21 protein-coding genes and 1 riboswitch are annotated in these 21,682 nt (G+C 62.2%); of the genes, 6 read left to right on the forward strand and 15 right to left on the reverse strand.

Annotation, left to right across the window (positions count from 1 at the left end; translation table 11 throughout):
* Positions 1 to 60: 60 nt before the first annotated feature.
* The 3 genes from metW to BPRO_RS24465 all read right to left on the reverse strand — a co-directional run bounded on the left by metW (position 61) and on the right by BPRO_RS24465 (position 2,648).
* Complete coding sequence (gene metW / locus BPRO_RS24455) at positions 61 to 669, reverse strand: methionine biosynthesis protein MetW (RefSeq protein ID WP_011485749.1); 609 nt, start codon at positions 667 to 669, stop codon at positions 61 to 63.
* Positions 666 to 1,790 (reverse strand): homoserine O-succinyltransferase MetX, encoded by a 1,125-nt coding sequence (locus BPRO_RS24460; protein ID WP_041389063.1) that lies wholly within the window; start codon positions 1,788 to 1,790, stop codon positions 666 to 668. The genes metW and BPRO_RS24460 overlap by 4 nt, the downstream gene beginning before the upstream one ends.
* A 294-nt stretch (positions 1,791 to 2,084) precedes the next feature.
* Complete coding sequence (locus BPRO_RS24465) at positions 2,085 to 2,648, reverse strand: TMEM165/GDT1 family protein (protein WP_041390253.1); 564 nt, start codon at positions 2,646 to 2,648, stop codon at positions 2,085 to 2,087.
* A gap of 1 nt (position 2,649) precedes the next feature.
* Positions 2,650 to 2,852: riboswitch (yybP-ykoY riboswitch) on the reverse strand.
* A gap of 164 nt (positions 2,853 to 3,016) precedes the next feature.
* Between BPRO_RS24465 and BPRO_RS24470 the strand changes: the two genes are divergently transcribed.
* From BPRO_RS24470 to BPRO_RS24485, 4 genes are all read left to right on the forward strand, one after another.
* On the forward strand, positions 3,017 to 4,219 hold the full coding sequence (locus BPRO_RS24470) for an ammonium transporter (RefSeq protein ID WP_011485752.1): 1,203 nt from the start codon (positions 3,017 to 3,019) through the stop codon (positions 4,217 to 4,219).
* A 92-nt stretch (positions 4,220 to 4,311) separates the two neighbouring features.
* The gene (locus tag BPRO_RS24475; RefSeq protein WP_011485753.1) at positions 4,312 to 4,878 is read left to right on the forward strand and encodes a sigma-70 family RNA polymerase sigma factor; all 567 of its coding nucleotides are present in this window, start codon (positions 4,312 to 4,314) and stop codon (positions 4,876 to 4,878) included.
* A 73-nt stretch (positions 4,879 to 4,951) separates the two neighbouring features.
* Positions 4,952 to 5,185: a zf-HC2 domain-containing protein gene (locus BPRO_RS24480; protein ID WP_232291468.1), complete on the forward strand. Its 234-nt coding sequence runs from the start codon at positions 4,952 to 4,954 to the stop codon at positions 5,183 to 5,185.
* 679 nt (positions 5,186 to 5,864) lie between these two features.
* Positions 5,865 to 6,320 carry an RNA recognition motif domain-containing protein gene (locus BPRO_RS24485; protein WP_011485755.1) on the forward strand — a complete coding sequence of 152 codons (456 nt, stop codon included), beginning with the start codon at positions 5,865 to 5,867 and terminating at the stop codon, positions 6,318 to 6,320.
* 237 nt (positions 6,321 to 6,557) lie between these two features.
* On the opposite strand, the gene BPRO_RS24490 is transcribed toward BPRO_RS24485, so the two are convergent.
* The 5 genes from BPRO_RS24490 to ltrA all read right to left on the reverse strand — a co-directional run bounded on the left by BPRO_RS24490 (position 6,558) and on the right by ltrA (position 11,532).
* A complete protein-coding gene (locus BPRO_RS24490; RefSeq protein WP_011485756.1) occupies positions 6,558 to 7,334 on the reverse strand; it encodes an SDR family oxidoreductase in 777 nt (258 codons plus the stop codon).
* A 57-nt stretch (positions 7,335 to 7,391) separates the two neighbouring features.
* A complete protein-coding gene (gene lptC / locus BPRO_RS24495; RefSeq protein WP_011485757.1) occupies positions 7,392 to 8,102 on the reverse strand; it encodes an LPS export ABC transporter periplasmic protein LptC in 711 nt (236 codons plus the stop codon).
* Positions 8,099 to 8,698 carry a KdsC family phosphatase gene (locus tag BPRO_RS24500; protein WP_011485758.1) on the reverse strand — a complete coding sequence of 200 codons (600 nt, stop codon included), beginning with the start codon at positions 8,696 to 8,698 and terminating at the stop codon, positions 8,099 to 8,101. Before BPRO_RS24500 ends, lptC begins: the two co-directional genes overlap by 4 nt.
* Positions 8,695 to 9,702 (reverse strand): KpsF/GutQ family sugar-phosphate isomerase, encoded by a 1,008-nt coding sequence (locus tag BPRO_RS24505; RefSeq protein WP_011485759.1) that lies wholly within the window; start codon positions 9,700 to 9,702, stop codon positions 8,695 to 8,697. Before BPRO_RS24505 ends, BPRO_RS24500 begins: the two co-directional genes overlap by 4 nt.
* Before the next feature lie 72 nt (positions 9,703 to 9,774).
* Positions 9,775 to 11,532, reverse strand: coding sequence for a group II intron reverse transcriptase/maturase (ltrA, locus tag BPRO_RS24510; RefSeq protein WP_011485760.1), 1,758 nt, complete (start codon positions 11,530 to 11,532; stop codon positions 9,775 to 9,777).
* A 1,051-nt stretch (positions 11,533 to 12,583) separates the two neighbouring features.
* Here ltrA and BPRO_RS24515 point away from each other — a divergent pair.
* A complete protein-coding gene (locus tag BPRO_RS24515) occupies positions 12,584 to 14,578 on the forward strand; it encodes a monovalent cation:proton antiporter-2 (CPA2) family protein (RefSeq protein ID WP_011485761.1) in 1,995 nt (664 codons plus the stop codon).
* Between the two features lie 146 nt (positions 14,579 to 14,724).
* Positions 14,725 to 15,288, forward strand: coding sequence for a histidine phosphatase family protein (locus BPRO_RS24520; RefSeq protein ID WP_011485762.1), 564 nt, complete (start codon positions 14,725 to 14,727; stop codon positions 15,286 to 15,288).
* 125 nt (positions 15,289 to 15,413) lie between these two features.
* On the opposite strand, the gene BPRO_RS24525 is transcribed toward BPRO_RS24520, so the two are convergent.
* The 7 genes from BPRO_RS24525 to rpmH all read right to left on the reverse strand — a co-directional run bounded on the left by BPRO_RS24525 (position 15,414) and on the right by rpmH (position 21,286).
* Complete coding sequence (locus BPRO_RS24525) at positions 15,414 to 16,142, reverse strand: hypothetical protein (RefSeq protein ID WP_011485763.1); 729 nt, start codon at positions 16,140 to 16,142, stop codon at positions 15,414 to 15,416.
* Between the two features lie 240 nt (positions 16,143 to 16,382).
* Positions 16,383 to 16,874, reverse strand: coding sequence for a Crp/Fnr family transcriptional regulator (locus tag BPRO_RS24530; RefSeq protein ID WP_011485764.1), 492 nt, complete (start codon positions 16,872 to 16,874; stop codon positions 16,383 to 16,385).
* A gap of 169 nt (positions 16,875 to 17,043) precedes the next feature.
* Positions 17,044 to 18,480, reverse strand: a complete 1,437-nt coding sequence (gene mnmE, locus BPRO_RS24535; protein WP_011485765.1) for a tRNA uridine-5-carboxymethylaminomethyl(34) synthesis GTPase MnmE — start codon at positions 18,478 to 18,480, stop codon at positions 17,044 to 17,046.
* Positions 18,481 to 18,603: 123 nt separating this feature from the next.
* On the reverse strand, positions 18,604 to 20,346 hold the full coding sequence (yidC, locus tag BPRO_RS24540; RefSeq protein WP_011485766.1) for a membrane protein insertase YidC: 1,743 nt from the start codon (positions 20,344 to 20,346) through the stop codon (positions 18,604 to 18,606).
* Entirely contained in the window at positions 20,343 to 20,630 is a 288-nt protein-coding gene (gene yidD, locus BPRO_RS24545; RefSeq protein ID WP_041390259.1) for a membrane protein insertion efficiency factor YidD, read from the reverse strand. Before yidD ends, yidC begins: the two co-directional genes overlap by 4 nt.
* A 62-nt stretch (positions 20,631 to 20,692) precedes the next feature.
* Entirely contained in the window at positions 20,693 to 21,103 is a 411-nt protein-coding gene (locus BPRO_RS24550; RefSeq protein WP_011485768.1) for a ribonuclease P protein component, read from the reverse strand.
* Positions 21,104 to 21,151: 48 nt separating this feature from the next.
* Positions 21,152 to 21,286: a 50S ribosomal protein L34 gene (gene rpmH / locus BPRO_RS24555; protein ID WP_007862708.1), complete on the reverse strand. Its 135-nt coding sequence runs from the start codon at positions 21,284 to 21,286 to the stop codon at positions 21,152 to 21,154.
* Between the last annotated feature and the right edge of the window lie 396 nt (positions 21,287 to 21,682).

The following is a 21,682-nucleotide window of genomic DNA, read 5'->3' on the forward strand; positions in this document are numbered from 1 at the left end:
GGCTAAATGGTAACACCGCCGCCGGGGGCGCGCCACCCCTGGGCCTGCGCGTCGGGGCCGTCAGGCGCGGCGGAACTTGAAGACCGCTCGGCTGGCCCGGGCATTGGGCCAGAAACGGACCTCCCGGCCATCCTGCAGTCCAAACTGGTCGAGAATCTCCAGCCGGTTTTGCAGTGCCAGCGCTTCAAAATCCTGCAGCGTGCCGACACGGATGTTGGGGGTGTCGTACCACTGGTAGGGCAGCACCTTGGTGACCGGCATGCGGCCGCGCAGCACCGCCAGGCGGTTCGGCCAGTGGCCGAAGTTCGGGAAGGCGACGATGCCGATGCGGCCCACGCGGGCGGTTTCGCGCAGCATGATTTCAGCATTGCGCAAGTGCTGCAGCGTGTCGATCTGCAGCACCACGTCAAACGAGCCGTCGCCAAACATCGCGAGGCCTTCCTCCAGGTTCAGCTGGATCACGTTCACACCGCGCGCCACGCAGGCCTGCACATTGGCGTCGTTGATCTCGACGCCGTAGCCGGAACAGCCGCGCTCGCGGATCAGGTGGGCCAGCAGCTCGCCGGTGCCGCACCCGAGGTCGAGCACGCGCGAGCCATGCGGCACCAGCCGGGCAATCGACAGCAGATCCGCCGAGGGCTCCACATTGAGTTCGACAGGCAGGTTCATACGGCCACCTTGCTCTGGAAGTAGGAGCGCACCACGCCGAGGTAGCGCTCGTCCTCCAGCAAAAACGCATCATGCCCGTGCGGCGCATCGATTTCGGCATAACTCACGTCGCGCTGGTTGTCGAGCAGGGCCTTGACGATTTCACGGCTGCGGGCCGGCGAAAAGCGCCAGTCGGTGGTGAAGCTCACCAGCAGGAATTTGGCCGTGACGCCGGCCAGCGCCAGGGTGAGGTTGCCGCCAGATGCCTTGGCCGGGTCAAAGTAGTCGAGCGCGCGGGTAATCAGCAGATAGGTGTTGGCGTCGAAGTACTCGCTGAACTTGTCGCCCTGGTAGCGCAAGTAGCTTTCAATCTGAAACTCGACCTCCTGGGTTGAAAACCTGTACCCGCTGGCGTGGCTGCCGATGGCGTCGCGCAGCTTGCGGCCAAACTTCTCGTTCATCACATCGTCGCTCAGGTAGGTGATGTGGCCAATCATGCGCGCAATGCGCAGGCCGCGCTGGGGCAGCACGCCATGGCGGTAAAAATGGCCGCCATGAAAGTCGGGGTCGGTGACGATGGCGCGTCGCGCCACCTCGTTGAAGGCGATGTTCTCGGCCGTCAGGTTGGGCGCGCTGGCCACCACCACCGCATGGCGCACGCGGTCCGGGTATTGCAGCGTCCAGCTCAAGGCCTGCATGCCGCCCAGGCTGCCCCCCATGACGGCGGCCAGCGTCTGGATGCCCAGCGCATCGAGCAGCCTGGCCTGCGCGCAGACCCAATCCTCGACCGTGACCACCGGGAAGTCGGCGCCGTAGATTTCATGCGTATCCGGATTGACCTGCATGGGGCCGGTGGAGCCGAAACAGGAGCCCAGGTTGTTGACGCCGATGACAAAGAACTGATTCGTGTCCACCGGCTTGCCCGGGCCGATCATGGTGTCCCACCAGCCTTCGGATTTGCCTTTGATGTGCCCGGTCTCGTCGAGGTAGACGCCGGCCACATGATGGGAGGCATTCAGCGCGTGGCAGATCAGCACCGCGTTGGATTTGTCGGCATTGAGCTCGCCATAGGTTTCGTAGCTCAGGTCATAGGCGCGGATCGATGCGCCGCTTTGCAGCGGCAGCGCGTCTGCAAAATGCATGGACTGTGGCGTGGCAACAAGAACTGGGGCAGAAGACACAATAAGAAGACCCGTGATCGGAACAAGACTGGAGACGGACTGACCGGAAAGTGAAACGGCAAAAAGAAAACCCGGCATCGCTAAGGGCGAGTCCGGGTTCATGGATGTTCGTCTTTAGCGGTACTTTTTAAGCGCCCGCAAGCTGAGCAAATCGGCGCTGCGGCAAGTATAGCAAGGCTGAAGCGGGGCCACCCCGCTCGCCCTGTGCCCCGCCCTGTGCCCCGCCCGGTGCGCCTGTCGGGCACTGGCAGTCGATCAGGCGGGTATCAGCAGCGCCATGACACCCAGCACCGCAAAAATCACCGCCGACACGATGTGGACCACGCGCAGCGGCACCAGGCGGGTGACGCGCTCCCCCAGCCACACCACCGGCACATTGGCCAGCATCATGCCCAGGGTTGTGCCGGCCACGACATACAGGTAGGCGTCATAGCGGGCGGCCAGCATGACCGTGGCGATCTGGGTTTTGTCACCCATTTCTGCCAGAAAAAACACGAGGACGGTGGTGCCGAACACACCCAGGCTCGGCGACCGGCCTTCGTCGTCATCCTCGAGCTTGTCGGGGATCAGCATCCACGCCGCCATGAGCAGAAAGGACGCACCCAGGATCAGGCGCAAGGCTTGGGGGCCGATCAGCGTGGTGACCCAGGCGCCCAATGCGCCGGCCATCGCATGGTTGGCAATGGTGGCGACCAGAATGCCCATCACGATGGGCCAGGGTTTGCTGAACCGGGCGGCCAGCAGCAAGGCAAGCAGCTGGGTTTTGTCGCCCATTTCGGCGAGGGCAACGATGCCGGTGGAGATGAGGAAAGCTTCCATGAATGACTCCGGCCGGTACAAACCCATGACTGCACGACGACCCCGGCCTATAACTTTTTCAAGCTATGGAGGCTGTGCAGTCAAAGGTCTCGCCAAGTCCGGAAAACCGTTTGCGCCATGCCGGCCCTGTTGCAAGGCCAGACAAGTCTGTTGACGCAAACCCCTCTCACTCAAGGAAGGAGGCTACTCCCCAATGACAGCCTGCATTCTACCCGCCCACGATGACGTTTGCCCCATGAACCGACGCCGGAGCGCTATTTTGCACACTTGTGGCGCATTTCTTGCTTGTATTTGGTGCGATTTTTGGACTTTCCCAATAAACGCACCAAAACAGCACTAAAACACCCCATTTCACCCAAGAGGAATTTATGGAAGCACTAAAACAGGGCTCGGATGCCCTGTTCATTCTGCTCGGCGGCATCATGGTGCTTGCCATGCACGCCGGTTTTGCCTTTCTCGAGCTCGGCACGGTCCGCAAAAAGAACCAGGTCAATGCACTGGTCAAGATACTGGTCGACTTTTCTGTGTCTACCGTGGTCTATTTTGTGGTGGGCTATGCGGTGGCCTATGGCACCCATTTCTTCGTCGGGGCGGAGCAACTGGCCGCCAAAAACGGTTATGAGCTGGTCAAGTTCTTCTTTCTGCTGACATTTGCGGCCGCCATCCCGGCGATTATTTCCGGCGGCATTGCCGAACGCGCCCGCTTTTACCCGCAACTGATCGCAACAGCAGTCATCGTCGGGCTGGTCTATCCGTTTTTCGAAGGCATCGCCTGGAACCAGCATTTTGGCGTGCAGGCCTGGATCAAGTCGCTCACCGGCGCGGAGTTTCACGATTTCGCCGGCTCCATCGTGGTCCATGCGGTGGGTGGCTGGCTGGCGCTGCCGGCCGTGATTCTGCTCGGCGCACGCAGCAACCGTTACCGCAAGGATGGCGCAGTCTCGGCCCACCCGCCGTCCAACATCCCGTTCCTGGCGCTGGGCGCCTGGATCCTGACCGTAGGCTGGTTTGGCTTCAATGTGATGAGCGCGCAAACCATCGACAAGATTTCCGGCCTGGTGGCGGTGAATTCCCTGATGGCCATGGTGGGCGGCACCCTGGCCGCGCTGGTGTTCGGCAAAAACGACCCCGGTTTTGTGCACAACGGGCCGCTGGCCGGGCTGGTGGCCGTGTGTGCCGGCTCCGACCTGATGCATCCGCTGGGCGCACTGGTAGTGGGTGGCGTGGCCGGCGGCGTGTTTGTGGTGATGTTCACGCTGACGCAGAACAAATGGAAAATTGACGACGTGCTCGGCGTCTGGCCGCTGCATGGCCTGTGTGGCGCGTGGGGCGGCATCGCCGCCGGCATTTTTGGCAGCCGGGCGCTGGGGGGCTTGGGCGGGGTGAGCCTAGGCGCGCAATTGATCGGCAGCGCCATGGGCGTGGCGTGGGCGCTGCTGGCAGGCTTTGTCGTGTACGGCACACTCAAGGCCACGCTCGGGCTGCGGCTGAGCCAGGAAGAAGAGTTTGAAGGCGCCGACCTGTCGATTCACCGCATCGGCGCTACGCCTGACCGTGAAGTCAATTGGTAATAGACACTCTGCCGGGTTTGGTGCGGCGAGACGCTCGCCGCCCGTTGCAGCGTTGTGCACACAAGCGGCTCCGCTGCCGCTAGACTGCCCCCATGCCGACCTTTGAAGAACAGCTGGTTGAACACCGCGTCTACCTGATGCGCTTTGCGCGCCTGCAGCTGCGCAGTGACGACTGGGCAGAAGATGCGGTGTCGGAAACATTGCTGGCGGCGCTGTCCAAGCCGCAGAGTTTTGGCAACCGCTCGCAACTCAAGACCTGGCTGGTCGGCATCCTCAAGCACAAGGTCATTGACCTGATTCGTAGCAACGCACGGCTGGTGGCCATGCCGGATGCTCAGACCGACGAGGACGGCGACGAGCTTGACCGACTGGCATTCAAGGCCGACGGCCACTTTGCCGAGATGCCAAATGATTGGGGCGACCCCCACCAGACCTTGCAGCAGGTGCAGTTCTTCGAGGTGCTGGACGCCTGCATGGAGCGGCTGCCGCCGGCATTGGGCCGGCTGTTCCTGATGCGTGAGTGGCTGGAGCTTTCCTCGCAGGAGGTCTGTAAGGAGTTGTCCCTCACCCCGACCAATTTGTATGTCCAGTTGCACCGGGCCCGGTTGCGCCTGCAGGAATGCCTGAACATTCACTGGTTTGGCAAACACAGTACCTGACTATTTATATTTACCTGACTGTCTACCTGACGATTTAACCTATCAGCTTTTTGGCGTGAAACCGAATATCACTTTGCTCAGACGCACCTGTCGGCAGGCTGCCGCGCTGCTGATCGCCCGGGAAGACCGCGTGCTCAGCCTGCCCGACCACCTTGCGCTGAAATTGCATCTGCTGGCTTGCAAAGCCTGCCCCAAATTCGAGAACCAGGTGCTGACCATGCGCGCCGCCATGGGCCGCTGGCGCAACTACACCAGCGATGCGGAACGGGCGGCCGCCGACACGTCAACCGGCCCATCGCCGGAGTGAAGAAACCGTCACGACCATCGCGGTGCAGCTGGCACGTACCAGCCCTCCGGCCCAGATCCGGCGCAAAAGACAGCGAGTGGCACTGCAAATTTGTGTAATTATTTACCCCGCTGCTGCAAGGCTTGTTTCCGCCGCACCAGCGGCGGGGATAGCGTTTGGGACGGTTGGGCAGCCGATGGCCTGCACCCCTCCATGGCTTGAGGGGGTTCACCGGGAGGAAGCTTGAGGCAGATCCTGTGCCGGATATATTTTTTTGTATGTATGCACTAACTCCCACCGATTATCAATGTCAGCCGTGATTAAAGCCTGATGTTCCTGCGGCATTGGGGTGCTGGCCCCAGGATCGTCGTCAGACGCCACCCGCTCTCATTGCACCCAGCCGCGCCATCCCCAATGGACCAGGCGACAACCGACAGGCGGCGCACATGACGCGCTGCCCACCTCCGTGATGCCTACCAAACCGTCAAAGCCCCTGTTTATGCGGGCTTTCACTACCCGGGTAATCGAGATAACTGGTTGTCTTTTGAATAAGTGAAGCATAATATGGGGGTGTGCATGCCAAGCATGTGCACACGTTAGGTGATCGGTCAGTTTCGCGCGCTACAGCGGTACGTATCAAGATTTGTTGTGCTTTCGGGACCCCATCGCTTTTGTTTTTGTGTTTTAGAGGAGTCCCTTCATGGGCAACAAACTATACGTCGGCAACCTGCCTTACTCGGTGCGTGACGAAGACCTGCAACAATCTTTTGGCCAATTCGGCTCTGTCACCAGCGCTAAAGTCATGATGGAACGCGACACCGGTCGCTCCAAAGGCTTTGGCTTTGTCGAAATGGGCAGCGATGCAGAAGCCCAGGCAGCTATCAATGGCATGAACGGTCAGCCTCTGGGCGGCCGCAGCGTCGTCGTGAACGAAGCGCGCCCCATGGAAGCACGTCCTCCACGTAGCGGCGGCTTCGGCGGCGGCTCTGGTGGTGGCGGTTACGGCGGTGGTGGTGGTGGTGGCGGCTACGGTGGTGGCGGCGGCGGCCGTTCCGGTGGCGGCGGCAGCGACGGTGGTTTCCGCAGTCCTTACGGCGGCGGCGGTAGCGGCGGCGGCCGTTCCGGCGGCGGCGGCGGTGGACGCGGCGGCTACTAAGCCCTGCAATCCCCGGTAGCTGGCCAACGCGCCAGCACATCCCCGGTCTCTATCAGGGATGACCTTAAAAAGGCTTCAAGACTTCGGTTTTGAGGCCTTTTTGCTTTGTGGCACCCGTAGGCAGGGCGCAGATTGCTTCTGTTTTTATAGCAGTCACGCACGGAACAGGCTTGCGTGCCGCACCGGTCGCACCGATCGCACTGGTCGCACGCAGACAGAGTCGTCCGGAAAGCTGAATCAGCCCAGGCTCTGCCGGTGCTTGCGGGGCCGGCCGGCCAGGGCCCTGTCAAACACGGCATTGGGCAGCAAGCGCAACAACTTGGCCACCACACCCATTTGCCACGGAATCACGCAGTAACTGCGGCCGGCCTGGATGGCGGTGAAGGCCTTGTCGGCAAACACCTCCGCCTTCATCAGGAAGGGCATGCCATAGCGGTTTTGCCGTGTCAACGGTGTGTCGATATAGCCCGGGGAGATCGTCACCACCTTGACGCCGCTGGGCCGGAGTTCGCCGCGCAGGCTTTCGCAGTAGCCAATGACGGCCGCCTTGCTGGCGCAGTAGGCGCCGTGGCCCGGCAGGCCGCGTATGCCGGATACGCTGGCAATGCCCACCAGCGCACCGGTACCGCGCGCCACCATGGCCGCAACAAAGGGATGAAAGGTGGCGGCCATGCCGATGTTGTTGGTAGCAAAGGTCTGCGCCATGACGTCCAGATCTGCTCGCTCGGTGGTGTCCATGCCGATGCTGATACCGGCATTCGCGATCACCACATCGGGCACGCCCTGCGCCGCCATGCAGGCTGTCCCGGCCGCCACAATGCTGTCGATGGAGGACACGTCGGCACTATAAATCTGATAGCGGCCAGCATGCAGTGTGTTTGCCTCCGCCCAAGACTGGACCTCTGCGGTGCGGCGGGCAGCGAGTGCCAGCCGGTCGCCCGCCGCGTAAAACCGCAGGGCCAGCGCCTGGCCAATGCCGCTAGAGGCGCCGGTGATGAACACGAGTCTGGACATGCGAGGCTCCGGCGCGGGTTGGAATGACGGGCAGGCCGTGGGGCAATGGCGCCGCGGTCAGCGGGCGGGCAGGCCCGGGGCAGCGGCGCTGGCCGCAGACCTGGGGACCAGCACGCCACGGACACGTCCCTTGAGATCGGCGACCTGATCGAGATTGTCGTAGGCAAAGTTGTCGCCGGTGAACTGGTCGGTGCCGCGGATCAGGAGCACCGGCTTGTGTGACTTGACACGCTCTTCGTTCAAAAAAGCGTGCAGAAATTCGCCGCGAAACTCCAGCCGCGGCGTCTGCTTGCCGCTCGCGTCCTGGCTGGCCTCGCGCACCACCCGAGCGTTGCCCGTCAACTGGACTTCCGAGCCATCGCCGTTGCTGTAGGCGCGATTGGCGGTGGCCGTGGTGATTTGCCCCTCCGCGTTGATGCTGCGAATTCGGGCTTGGTCGATTTCCAGAATGTCGGTGTCGGGAAAATGCCGGGCCTCGACGCCGTAGACTTCACTTTTGAGCTTGCCGCCTTCGTCAAATGTTTTGACGGTGAACTTGTGCATGAAATAGTCCACGTCGTGGCTGACCTCTTTGGCCTGCTCGGGTGCGCTGAAGATCGGCGTGTTGCGCACCAGCCAATAAGTGCCCAGCGCCAGCGCGCCCATCATCAGCAGCGGCATGTAGATAGCGATGCTGTCCCACAGGCGGTAGGCCCTGCGCCACGAGCGCCTCAGCTGGTACAGCGCGCCGCTTCGTACGCGGACTGTGCCGGTCGTCGTCGTGGTCATTGTGTGTAGGCCTGCAGCAGACCGGCATAGCGGCCGCTGGCAACGAGCAGCAGGTCGCACAGCTCGCGGGCCGCGCCCTGGCCGCCGCAGGCCTGCGTGACGTGGTCGGCTTGCGCCCGGACCTCCGGATGCGCATTCGCCGGCGCACAGCTCAGCGCCGCGCGGCGCATCACGGGCAGGTCGGGCCAGTCGTCACCCATCGCGGCCGCCGCGCTCCAATCCAGACCCAGGACCTGCAGCGTGATTTCGGCGGCAGGGCGTTTGTCTTCGGTGCCAAAGTGCGCGTGGGTGATGCCCAGGGCTTGCAGCCGGGCGCGCAGCACCGGGCTGTCGCGTCCTGTGATCACGGCCGGTGTGATGCCCGCCTTTTGCAGCAGCTTCAAGCCCAGGCCATCCAGAATGTTGAAACGCTTGAGGGTCTCGCCGTCCTCGGACATATAGAGACCGCCGTCCGTCAGCACCCCGTCCACGTCGAAGAAGGCGACGCGTATTCCCTGGGCCTTCAGCAACAGCTCGGGTGCGAAATTCAGGGCGGGGGCGCTGCTGCGTGTCTCGCGGGACAGCGCAGCCGGCGAAGTGGCACGCGGGGGGCTCATATGACCTTGGCCCGCATCAGGTCGTTGGTATTGAGGGCGCCGCACAGCACGCCGGCGTCGTCGACCACCAGCACGCTGGTGATGCTGAACTGCTCCATCAGCTCCACCGCTTCCACGGCCAGGGCGTCCGGCCGCACCGTGCGCGGATGGGCATGCATGACGTCACCGGCCCTGCTGCTGCGCAGGTCCACGCCCTTTTCAACGAGACGGCGCAAGTCGCCATCGGTGAAGATGCCGAGCACGCGCTGCTGCGCGTCCACCACCGCAGAAGCGCCCAGGCCCTTGGCGCTCATCTCGCGCATGAGCTCGGTAAAGCTGGTGTCGGGCCCCACCTTCGGGACCGCGTCGCCGCTGCGCATGACATCACTCACATGGGTGAGCAGCTTGCGACCCAGCGCGCCACCGGGATGGGAGCGGGCAAAGTCTTCTTCCCTGAAACCGCGCGCATCCAGCAGCGCTACAGCCAGCGCATCGCCGAGCGCGAGCTGGGCGGTGGTGCTGGCAGTCGGCGCCAGGTTCAGCGGGCAGGCTTCCTGCGCGACGCTGCTGTCCAGCGTGACGCGCGCCTGTTTGGCCAGCGCAGACTGCAAGCCGCCGGTGATGGCCACCAGCGGCACGCCCTGGCGGCTCAGCACCGGCAGGATGGACGTGAGTTCTTCGCTCTCGCCGCTGTTGGAAATGGCCAGCACCACGTCCAGGCCCGTGATCATGCCAAGATCGCCATGGCTGGCCTCGGCCGGGTGCACAAACATGGCGGGGGTTCCGGTGGAGGCCAGCGTCGCGGCAATCTTGCGCCCGATGTGGCCGCTTTTGCCCATGCCCATCACCACCACGCGGCCGCGGCAGGTCAGCATCAGCTCGACCGCCCGGGCAAACTCCGGCCCCACGCGGCCGGCCAGCCCCTGCACCGCCGCCGCCTCTATTTCAAAGGTCTTGCGGGCCAGGGCAAGCGCCTGCCCGGCATTGAAGTTCACTGCGTCAAAGCTGGAGGGTAGGGATACCATCTCTCGATGATATCCCCCCCATCGAACCGAGCTTGCGACTTTCACCGCACCCGGCTCACGTACGACCACTGACTACACAGCTTCAACAGGTTGCATAACCTTCGACTGCTTCGCCAGATTAAAGTCCCCCGTACCGGGGACCGGCTTGATAACCTTCAAACCTAGGGCGTGGACACGCCTGTGACAGATCGGATGTAACAGCACCCGATTGGAAAGAGCATCACTCCCTCCTAGCTGCCGATAGACGATATGGTGGTCGTCCATGTTTTCATCAGCCATGTCGATTTCTTGTTGACAGAGAGCGCATTTACCACCTTGGTCGAACCACAGAGAGGCCCTTTGAGCGCTCCAAATGGTTTCACCCATTCGTTGCACTCGCAGTTTCTCCCCGTAGGCAACCCAGTCCGGGTGGAAGGGGTTGTAATCCCCCTTGACCTTGATGTGCCGGACAATTTTCATGTCCGACAGGCGATACAGCGGCAGCGGTATCCTTTCATCACCTCCGGACGGGTCATCCTGCAAGCCCGCGAACTGTTTGCGTGAGCCACACTGTTTCCAGTAATGTCCGTACACCCAGCCCGCCGTCTTGCGCGGGTGCGTCCGCATACCCCAGCGCATCAGTCTCCAATAAATCAGAGAATCCACTTTGCTGAAAATCTGCTTGGCAACCGTGCCCTTGTGGTACTGAGCCCAACCTTTGAGGATTGGGTTCAGGCGCTTTATCAACGTTTCTACTGGAACCTTCGATAGCGATTCAACGATTTCCTTTTTTACCTTGGCATAGAACGCTTTCACGTTTTTCTGGCTCGGTTTGATGAGTAGCTTGCCCCCGTATTTACGGAAGTTCCACCCCAGAAAATCAAAACCCTGGTCAATCTGCACAATGCGCGTCTTTTCCTCGGACAGTGTCAACCCCCGCTCGCGCAAGAATTCAACAATCCAAGGTCGGACAGTGGTCTCAAGGAAGCCTTTTGAACTACCCGTCACCACGAAGTCATCTGCGTACCTTACCAAGTTCACCTTCACCTTTATTGCCTGCTTGACGCCCAGCTTTTCCCGGAGGAATTGCATGAGCCCCGTTTCCAAGCCATTCAGGGTGATGTTCGCTAACGCCGGCGAGATGACGCCGCCCTGCGGCGTACCGTCATCCGTGCGCTGGAGCTGACCCGCGTCAACAACTCCAGATTTCAACCACTTGCGCAGCATCACCTTGTCCATGTGGACGTGGTTCAGCAACCACTCATGGTTGATGTTGTCAAAGAACCCAGCGATGTCCGCATCCAATACCCATTGGGCCGAAGCCTTTTTGGATAAAGATACAAACAACTGAGACCGCGCATCATGGGCTGATCTGCCCTTCCGGAACCCATATGAGTTCGGATCGGACGCACATTCCACAGCCGGTTCCAGTGCAAGCAGATAAAGTGCTTGCATCGCTCTGTCCTTCATAGTCGGCATGCCCAAGGGGCGTTCCTTTCCGTTGGCCTTCGGGATGTAGACCCGCCGGAGGGGGCGGGCCCGATACCCTTTAGGGTTCAGACAACCAATCGCATTCCATTTCTTTGTTGGCGTGTCCCAGAGCACGCAGTCGACGCCACTCGTCCGCTTCCCCTGGTTTTCCGTTACTCGCCTGACTGCCAATGCCTTGGCTTGCCAGGATCGGATGAGACTTCGTGTGAGTCTTGCAACTCGTCGGAAGTCCTTCTCCTGTTCTGCCTGCGCTATGCGCATCTGCGCCTTTCCTACGAACCGCGTGACAGCCCTCCAATCGATGGAGTGCCATTCACTTGATTCGCCCGAAGACGCAGCATCGTTGCCGATGTTTTCCATGCCTTTCTCCAGTGTGGTTTAACCCATTGAAGACGGCACTGACCCAGAGGGTCAGATGCCCTCTGGGTCGTTGATAAGTCGCGGCGGCTTTACGCTGTCGCACCTGAGGCAAGTCTGCCGGCTTTCGCCGCAGGTCATGAGCCCTATCCTGTCCATTACAGACAGGCATTTGCTTTTTGCCTCTTCCTCTACCCCCTCCACCGTGGCCTTTGATTGCTCGCGGGTTGCCGGCCTCTTGCGGGGCTGGCGGTGAGTGGGGCTTACCTCGTTTCCCTCTGTGCCCAGTCTGGTGGCTACCAGACCGATGGGGTTAGGGACTCTCTATCCGCCGGAAGTCGTTTTGGGAACGATGCGAAGTCCATGACATGCGCATCCTGACTCCGTGCCTTTTGGCCGCAGCTCCTCCTTTGCGGGAGAGACAAGCGTAAGCTGCCTAATGCTGACGACGGTTCAAACGAGAGTTCACATTACATTTCCCATACCCTGTACCTTCGCGTCTCCGCACAGTCTTGCTCTGTGAGTCGGCCAAGCTCGCGCATGACCTGTGTGCCGGGGCACGGGACGTTTAACCACAGCTCCGCACCCCCCGATTACTCAGGACGCACGTGTGGTGAAGGTCACCCCGTTCCAGGGGTGGTTTTGGTGGAAAACAAGACACAGAGAGCGGTTACGCTCCCCTACCAGTACAACCTGCTGCAAGTTAATTTGCAGCAAGAAGTAACAAGGCCTTTCCTTGCGGAAATATGTCTCTGATTGGCAACGAATTGCGTCCCTTGGGAACGCAATTCACCATTCCCGCGCCCTGAGGGAGCGGGCTGGAGCAGCCAAATAGAGCCATTTGGCTGCTACAAAGTTAACCCCTTTTGAGGGGGGCAGAATGGAGCCTCCTGAGAGGGCAACCATCCACTGATAAAGACGATCACATGGATCGAATGAAGCGACTTCGAGTCGCACCATGGCTGCATTCTATAGAGGAGCGCATGGCCCACGATGCCTGTTGTTGGCATTAAAACCGCGCTGTTCCTGCAACCTCATCAGCTACCATCAACGCATGAGCGCGCTTGAACTGACCCTGCTGTACCTGCTCGCCGCCGTGCTCGGCGTGGTGGTCTGCCGCTCGTTCAAACTGCCGCCCATGCTCGGCTACCTGGCGGTGGGCGTGGTGATCGGGCCCAATGCGCTGGCGCTGGCGCAGAACTCGGATGGCGTGCGCCATCTGGGCGAGTTCGGTGTCGTATTCCTGATGTTCGTGATCGGGCTGGAGTTCAACCTGACCAAGCTGCGCTCCATGCGCCGCCATGTCTTCGGGCTGGGACTGCTGCAGGTGACGCTCACCATCGTGCTGGCGACGCTGGGCTCGCTGTTCCTGGCCAGCCTGGCACCCACCCTGTGGAAAATGGGCTGGCAAACCGCGCTGGCGCTGTCCGGTGCCATGGCCATGAGCAGCACGGCCATCGTGGTCAAGCTGCTGGCCGAGCGGCTGGAGCTCGACTCCGAACACGGCAAGCGCATCATGGGTGTGCTGCTGCTGCAAGATCTGGCCGTGGTGCCGCTGCTGGTGCTGATTCCGGCCCTGGGCTCCTCACCCGACAAGCTGCTGGTGGCGCTGGCGATCGCCACACTGAAGGCCAGTGTGCTGGTCGGTCTGCTGCTGACCGGTGGCCGGCGCGTCATGCGCTGGTGGCTGACGCTCGTGGCGCGGCGCAAAAGCGAAGAGCTGTTTGTGCTCAACCTGCTGCTGGTCACGCTGGCGCTGGCCTGGCTGACCGAGCGGGCCGGGCTGAGCCTGGCCCTGGGGGCCTTTATTGCCGGCATGCTGATCTCGGAAACCGAATACAAGCACCAGGTGGAGACCGATATCCGGCCTTTTCACGATGTCCTGCTGGGCCTCTTTTTCATCAGCATCGGCATGCTGCTGGACTGGCGGGAAGTGGCGGTGCACTGGCGGATGGTGCTGCTGCTGACGACCGTGCCGGTCGCGTTCAAGCTGCTGCTGATCACGGGACTGGCCCGCTCGCTGGGCGCGACGGGGGGCGTCGCATTGCGTACCGGCCTCTATCTGGCGCAGGCAGGTGAATTCGGCTTTGTGCTGCTGTCACTGGCGCAGGCGAACCGGCTGCTGCCAGCGGCCCTGGTGAACCCGATCCTGGCCAGCATGGTGCTGTCGATGCTGGCCACGCCCTTCATCATCATGTACAGCAACCAGATCGTCATGCGGCTGGTCTCCAGCGAATGGCTGCAGCAATCGCTTCAGATGACCACGATTGCGCGCAAGTCCCTCAACGCCAACAAGCATGTGATCATCTGCGGCTATGGCCGCTGCGGTCAGAATCTGGGCCACATGCTGGAGCGCGAAGGCATCCAGTACATGGCACTCGACCTGGACCCCGACCGCGTCCGGCAGGCCACGGCAGCGGGCGACTCGGTGGTGTTTGGCGACGCCGTGCGCCTGCAGGCGCTGGTTGCCGCCGGGCTGTCACGCGCCAGCGCCGTGGTGGTGACCTATCTGGACACCGCCAGCGCACTCAAGGTGCTGGCCAACATCCGCGCCCATGCGCCCACCGTACCGGTGATTGTGCGCACCGAGGACGACCATGACCTGGAAAAGCTGCAGGCCGCAGGCGCCACGGAAGTGGTGCCCGAGGCCATCGAAGGCAGCCTCATGCTGGCCAGCCACGCGCTGGCACTGGTCGGTGTGCCCATGCGCCGCGTGATCCGCGTGGTGCAGGACCAGCGCGATGCGCGCTACAACCTGCTGCGCGGCTACTTCAGGGGTGCCGATGACGACACGGTCAATGAACTTGAGCAGGAGCGCCTCGCGACCGTGACGCTGCCCCTCGGCACCAGGTCGCTGTGCCAGCCCTTGGGCTCGCTCACACTCGACGCGGCGGGGGTGCGCGTGGTCAGCCTGCGGCGCAGCAACGGCAAGACGCTGGATGCCGATGCGTCCACGCTGCTCGACGACGGCGATACCCTGGTGCTGTCAGGCAAGCCCGCTGCACTGGCTGTGGCCGAGGAAATGCTGTTGCGCGGCCGTCCTTCCTGACGTCCTTTCTGACGGCATATCCCCGCGGATGAGGCAGGTATCGACGGCTGGCGGCGTTAGCCGACGGTTTCGCGGCCCATCATGCAGGCCTGGTGCAGTTACAGGGACGCCTCCCGGTGGGTTGGCTCCGCGTGAAAGGACACTTCATGAAACGACGTCCGTTTTTGCTGGCACTGGCTGCGGGCAGCGGTTGCTGGCCATGGCCGCTGACACACGCCCAGGCCAGTGCCGACGTAGCGGCGCTGTTGCGTGCCGGAGGCTGCGTGGTGATGCTCAGACACGCGCAAACCGAGGCTGGCATCGGCGACCCGCCTGGTTTTCGCGTCGACCAGTGCAGCACCCAGCGCAACCTCAGCCCCGAAGGCAGGGCGCAGGCGCGCCGCATCGGCGAGTGGTTCAAGGCACGCGACCTGCAAGCCCGGGCGGTTCAATCAAGCGCCTGGTGCCGTTGCCGGGATACCGCCGATCTGGCCTTTGGCCGCCATACCGTGCTGCCGGCGCTGGCGTCCACCTTCAACAGAGGTGCCGACGAAGCGGCTCAGACGCGGGTGCTGCGCGGCCTGCTGGATGCCGTACCACCCGGACAATTTGACGTCTGGGTGACGCACCAGGTCAACATCTCGTCACTGACGGGGGAAGGCCCGGCCATGGGCGAGGCCTTCATCCTCGGCGCGGGTGGCAAGATACTGGCGCAAACCCGCTTTGGATGAACCAGGCAGTATCCTCCAGTATCCTCAAGATTCGGATCCACGGGCGCCGCCAGCCAGTCCGTCAACAAACACCGCCGCCTGCATGCCCGGGAAGCCCGGACGCCGCAGGGACGCGAGGCGGGCGCTTAAGTCAGATCGCCGTATTGCGTGCTGCTGAGTACCGGCGACACAGCAGATGAGGCCATCTCGGTGTCTTCAAAGCCTGTCAGCAGGGTGTAGGAGTGCGGGCCACTGCGGGTCTTGGCGCTGTATTCCGGCACGCCCCCCGGGCCTTGCGCAGAGGCGGCCATCAGGGCTTGCTTGAATGCCACGACCTCATCGGCCTGGATCGGCTCGTAGCGCGGCGCAGATGACCCGTCCTGCTTGACCAGGGAAGGCTCTGTCACGGCGCCGCGCACCGGCAGGGTCGCCGTTTGCGCCGTCGTCTGGGACGCTGAGCCGGGTTTGCCCACGGCAACCGCCTCGTCTATACGCCAGTAAACAGCCGGCACCGTAATCTCAAAACGCGCCTTGGCGTTCTGCACGATCAGGGCTTCAATGTCACCCAGCAACTCGGGCGATCCGCCAAGGGCCTTCAGGTCCATCATGACCAGAAACTCGTTGCCGCGCGAGTCCAGGGAAAGCACCTTGAATTTATAGCTGGCCGACAGCACCCCGGCCCGGGTCATGGCCTCCCGGATCGCGACATAGAGCTGTTCGCGGCGGGCGTGGCGCTTGACTTTGCGGCCATCACCGATTTCTTCAGCCTCCGGCGCCTGACGCGGGGACGAGGCGGCTGATCCGCGTTTTTTTTCCTCGCGTACAGCAGCCTTGCTTTGGCGGGACTTGGCGGAAAACCAGTTGAAAAAGGACATAGTCGGAGTTCTCGGGATGGATGCCGCCTCCTTGTCGGTCAGGAGAGGGCGCGTTACTGCGAAGTCACAGGCTTGTGGTCGTTGTAGTTTACTCAGCGGATTTCGTTTCGCCAAACACGACCGCACCCTCCCGGCACAGTTACCTGGCAAAGCCCGGTAAAAAATCACAATAAATCCGATTCGCTGCCCCGGGGCACTGCCGAGGGACCCCGTCCCCCACCCCCAGTGATTGCCCGTGCGTCAGGTCACCGCCACACGACGGGGACGGTTGTACAGGCGCTTGGCCATCACGGCGCCCATCGCCACGGTCAGTTCCAGCGCAATCGGGCTGTGGCGGTTGGCCATTTCCAGAAAGCGCATGGGCGTCAGGCACCAGAGTTTGCAGGGTGTGGAGGCATTCACCGTGGCACTGCGTGGCTGGTGCGAGAAAAATGCGCCTTCACCCACGACCGTGCCGGCACCGACCAGTGCCATCCGAACGCGCGCTTTCTCATCTTCATAGTGCACGCTCAAGGTACCGCTTTCAACAAAATACAGCGTGCGGTCCAGCGCTCCCTGCTCAATCAGCACCTGGCCGCTGTTGACGGCAAAGGGCTGTAGATAGCTGGCAAGAATGTCCCAATGTGGCTGGTTGAATTGGCAGCGCAAGGCGTCGCCACTGTGGCAATTCGTGATGGCCTGGGCCAGACCCTGAATGTCAAAACTGATGGGGGCGGCTAGGGGGGCGTTCATGGTATGCCCGACGATACCTTTGCCTTGTGGGCGCAGCAAGGGACGCTAACGCTCACTTACACCTGATACAGGCGGTCCGGATTTTGTAAATCAGGCATTGGCAGCGCGCATCCGGCCATTCGTCCCAGCCGCTCGTAACGCCCCGGCAGCGTCCGGTAGCGCCGCCGGGCTACTTTCCGATACAGAATCTGGAAAAAATCTCGCCCAGCAGATCGTCAGGCGTGAACTCACCCGTGATCTCGCTGAGTTGCCGCTGCGCCTGCCGCAAATCCTCCGCCAGCAGGTCCAACGCCGGCCGTGCAGCCTGCAGCTGGCGCCCGGCGGTGGCCAATTGGTCCTGCACATGATGCAGCGCGCGCACATGGCGTTCACGCGCCATGAACACGCCTTCCGGTGCTGCCTGCCAGCCCACCACCTGCAGCAGGCGCTGGCGCAGGGTCTGCAGGCCGGCGCCGGTTTTGGCGGAAATCAGTACGCCCCCCTGCACCTGCTGCAGCCCGGCCGGGCTGGTCAGGTCGGATTTGTTCCAAACATCGATGATGGCCGTGTTTTCAGGCAGCTTGTTGGCCAATGTCCGTGCGATACGGTCATCGGCTGCTATGTAGTTGATGGTGTCCTGCGCCGGCAGGGCGGCGTCCCGACGGCTCAGGTCATGCAGAAACAGGACCGCGTCGGCGCTTTCAATTTCCGCCCAGGCGCGTTCCACGCCTATTTTCTCCACCTCGTCCAGTGCCTCGCGCAGGCCGGCAGTGTCGACCACGTGCAGGGGGACGCCTTCGATCTGGATCAACTCGGACACCTTGTCGCGCGTGGTCCCGGCAATCGGTGTCACGATGGCCAGTTCGGCACCGGCCAACGCATTGAGCAGCGAACTCTTGCCGGCGTTGGGCTGGCCCGCAATCACCACCTTGATGCCCTCGCGCAGGATCGCGCCCTGCGTGGCGCGCTGCATCACGCCTGTCAGCGTGGCCTGCAGCCGCGACAGCTGGCCCTGGGCATCGGCCTTTTGCAGAAAGTCGATGTCTTCCTCCGGAAAGTCCAGCGTGGCCTCCACCAGCATGCGCAGGTGAATCAGCTGCTCCAGCAAGGTGTTCACCGCCAGCGAGAACTCGCCCGACATGGACCGCGCCGCCGAACGGGCCGCCGTTTCGGTGCTGGCATCAATCAGGTCGGCAATGGCCTCGGCCTGCGCCAGGTCGATCTTGTCATTAAGAAACGCGCGCTCTGTGAATTCCCCGGGCTGCGCCACCCGCAGCTGCGCCAGCCACGGTTGCCCGATGGCGGGGTTGAGCGCGGCACCGGCTTCCAGGCAGCGCGCCAGCAGCAGCTGGAGCACCACCGGCCCGCCATGCGCCTGCAACTCCAGCACATCCTCGCCGGTGTAGGAGTGGGGGGCCGGGAAGTGAATCGCCAGGCCCTGGTCGATCACCTGGCCTTGCGCGTCGCGAAACGGCAGGTAGGTGGCCTGGCGTGGCGCCAGGGCGCGGCCGCAAATGGCCGCGATCACGGGGGCGATGTCCTTGCCCGAGACGCGCACAATGCCCACCGCGCCGCGGCCGGGTGCGGTGGCGATGGCAACAATGGGGTCGTGGTGTCGGGCCAGCATGGTGTGTAGATGTTAAGGGGCAAACAAAATGTTGGCTCCTGGGCGAGGGTAACTCTCACCGCCCAGGTCAGCCTCCAAAGAAAAAGGGCCGCAGCGCGGCCCTTTTTTTATTCCGAGTCCGCTTTACCTGAACTTCGGCAGGTTGAACTGCGGCGGTACACCCATTCGCGTGTTGATCACCCACTGCTGGGCGATGGACAGGATGTTGTTGGTGATCCAGTACAGCACGAGGCCGGCCGGGAAGAAGAAGAACATCACGCTGAAGATCAGCGGCATGAACCACATCAGCTTGGCCTGCATCGGATCCGGCGGCGCGGGGTTGAGCGCCGTCTGCAGCATGGTCGTCAGGGTCATGAGGACGGGCAGGATGAAGAAAGGATCGGGCGCCGAGAGGTCATGGATCCACAAGACCCAGGGCGCGTTGCGCATTTCGACGCTGGACAGCAGCACCCAATAGAGCGCAATGAACACCGGGATCTGGACCATGATGGGGAAGCAGCCGCCCATGGGGTTGACCTTTTCCTCGCGGTAGATCTTCATCATCGCCTGCTGCATTTCCTGCGGCTTGTCCTTCAGGCGTTCGCGCATCTCCATGATCTTGGGGTTGATGGCCTTCATTTTGGCCATGCTGGCGTAGGCCTTGGCATTGAGCCAGTAAAAGGCGATCTTGAGCAGCAGCACCAGCGCCACGATGGACCAGCCCCAGTTGAGGAGAAAGCCATGCAGCTTGTCGAGCAACCAGTACAGCGGCTTGGCCAGGATGGTCAGCCAGCCATAGTCCTTCACCAGCTCCAGGCCGGGGGCGAGCGCTTCCAGCTTTTTCTCTTCCTGCGGGCCGACAAACAATCTCGAGTCGATGGTTTTGGTGGCGCCCGGCGCAATGCTGTCGAGCGGCGTGATCAGGCCAACCGCATACAGGTTGGCGTCGACCTTGCGCAGGAACAGGTCGCGCTTCAGGCCATCGGCCAGAATCCAGGCTGCGGCAAAGTAGTGCTGGACCATGGCCACATAGCCGTTGGTCGCCTGTTTTTCCACATCGACCTTGTTGTTTTCGATGTCCTTGAATTCGACCTTCTGGTACTTCTTGGCTTCGGTGTAAATGGCCGGGCCGGTGAAGGTGGAATAGAACGATGATTCGCCCGGCGGTTTGTTGCCGTCACGCACCAGCTGCATGTAAAGCTGCGGCGCCACCGGCGCGCTGCCGGTGTTGATGACGTCGTGGCGCACAGCGATGTCGTACGAGCCGCGTTTGAGCGTGTAGGTCTTGACCAGCTTGACGCCGCCGAGGTCGGCCGATTCAAACTTGACTTGCAGCTCGTTCTGGCCGTCCTTGAGGCTGCGCTCGCCGGGCACCACGGTCATCAGGGTTTTGTGAGTCGGGAAGGTGCCGCCCGTGCCGCTCGCGATCAGGCCGGTCTGCGCCACATAAACCCGGTTGGTACTTTCGTCGAGCAGCACAAAGCCGGCGTCGGTGTTGGCCATGTCCTTGAAGCGGGTGAAAGCCGAATGGACCAGCGTGCCGCCTTCGCTGTCAAAGGTCAGCGCCAGCACGTCGGTGTTCACCACCACGCGCTCGCGGGTCGCAGCGGCTGCGGGGGACGGCGCACCTGCGGGCACAGCACCGGGGGCGGCACCAGGCGCCGAACCGGGCACCGCAGGAACCGCGCTGGCAGTGGACGGCGAAACCGGCACCGAAGAGGCCGACGCGGCGGGCGCCGATGTTGCGGCAGCAGGTGCTTTGGCGCTCTGCGTGGTCGCCGGGAAGAAAGTGGCTTTCTGGCCGTTATAGACCTGCCACTGGTCCCACAGGAGGACCATGGAAAAGCCAAAAATCACCCACAAAATGGTGCGGCGGATGTCGTTCATGACGGCGTCTTTTTAGAAGGAGTGGAAGTCACGGGTGTGACCAGTCGGGTGAACAAAAACGCCGAGCCCGCTGGCGGCACGGGATCGAGCCCGCCGTCGCACCAGGGATGGCAGCGCGCCAGGCGGCGCAGTGTGAGGTAGCTTCCGCGGGCCGCGCCGTGCTGCTGCAAGGCCTGCAGGGAATAGGCCGAGCAGCTCGGCTCAAACCGGCAGGCGGAGCCCAGCCAGGGGCTGAGCAGCAGACGGTAGGCTTTGACCAGGCCGATCAACACGGTTTGCGGCAAACGCAGCAAGGGCGCCACGGCCTGGAGGGCCGCAGCATACGAGGGGGATGAGCGCTGCCGCTTCATGGCGCCCTCGCCCCTGCCTGCATCAGGGCCTGCACTTCGGCGCGCACCGCTTCCTTGAGCTGCTCTGAGCTGGCGCTCATGAACTCGGCACGGGAAAAATCACGGCGCAGCCGGACCACATAGGCAGCCTGCGGATACTGATGCAGAAACTCGGCACTCACGGTATAGATCTGCCTCTTGATCGCATTGCGCGTAACGGCCCGTTTGGCCCAGCGTTTGGGAACCATCGCACCGATCCACTGGTCCTGGACAGGAAACAGGGCGGGCGAATCGACCCCTTCGACGGGCCGCGCGGGAACGGGCTTCGCATCCAGCGCATTGCGGTGCAATGCGAAGTGCGTCGTCCTTGCAACAATGGCGCCGGCAAGTACTGCCTGGAACTGGGGTCGGGTTTGAAGCCGCTGCACTGGCGCCAAGCGTCAGCTCAAGAGCAAAGAGCCAGCCAGAAAGCCAGCCTAGACGGCCAGGCGCTTGCGGCCTTTGGCGCGGCGTGCAGCGATCACTGCGCGGCCGCCACGCGTTTTCATGCGCGTCAGAAAGCCGTGCGTGCGTGCGCGCTTGACTTTGGAAGGTTGGTATGTGCGTTTCATGATAAATCCTACTAGCCTTAATTCGGCTGTTAGCTACAAAGCTTCCCCCGGCGATTCGAATGATCTTGGTGGCCGTACAGCACAGCCATCTTTGCAAGCCCGCAGGACTTGCGCCGCACCTGCAGCAACCTCAAAGGCCTGGGTTACAAGCCTACAAACCGGTTGTTGTGCAAGCGGCATCCATCCGCTACGAATCAGGGAAACCCATGATTATCGCAGATTTCCCAACCCTGGCAACAAGTTAGGCGGCGCAACTGGGGTAAAGCTTGAGAAGCCCCCTGGAAGGTCCGTCAGACGCTGAAAATAGGTTGAAACCCGGGGCAAGTATTTTGTGGATAACTTGCCACGCGGACTACAATTGCAGGTGCTAAAAATAAACAATATCCACAAGCAGCC

It is taken from the genome of Polaromonas sp. JS666, assembly GCF_000013865.1.
Classification (GTDB): Bacteria; Pseudomonadota; Gammaproteobacteria; order Burkholderiales; family Burkholderiaceae_C; genus Polaromonas.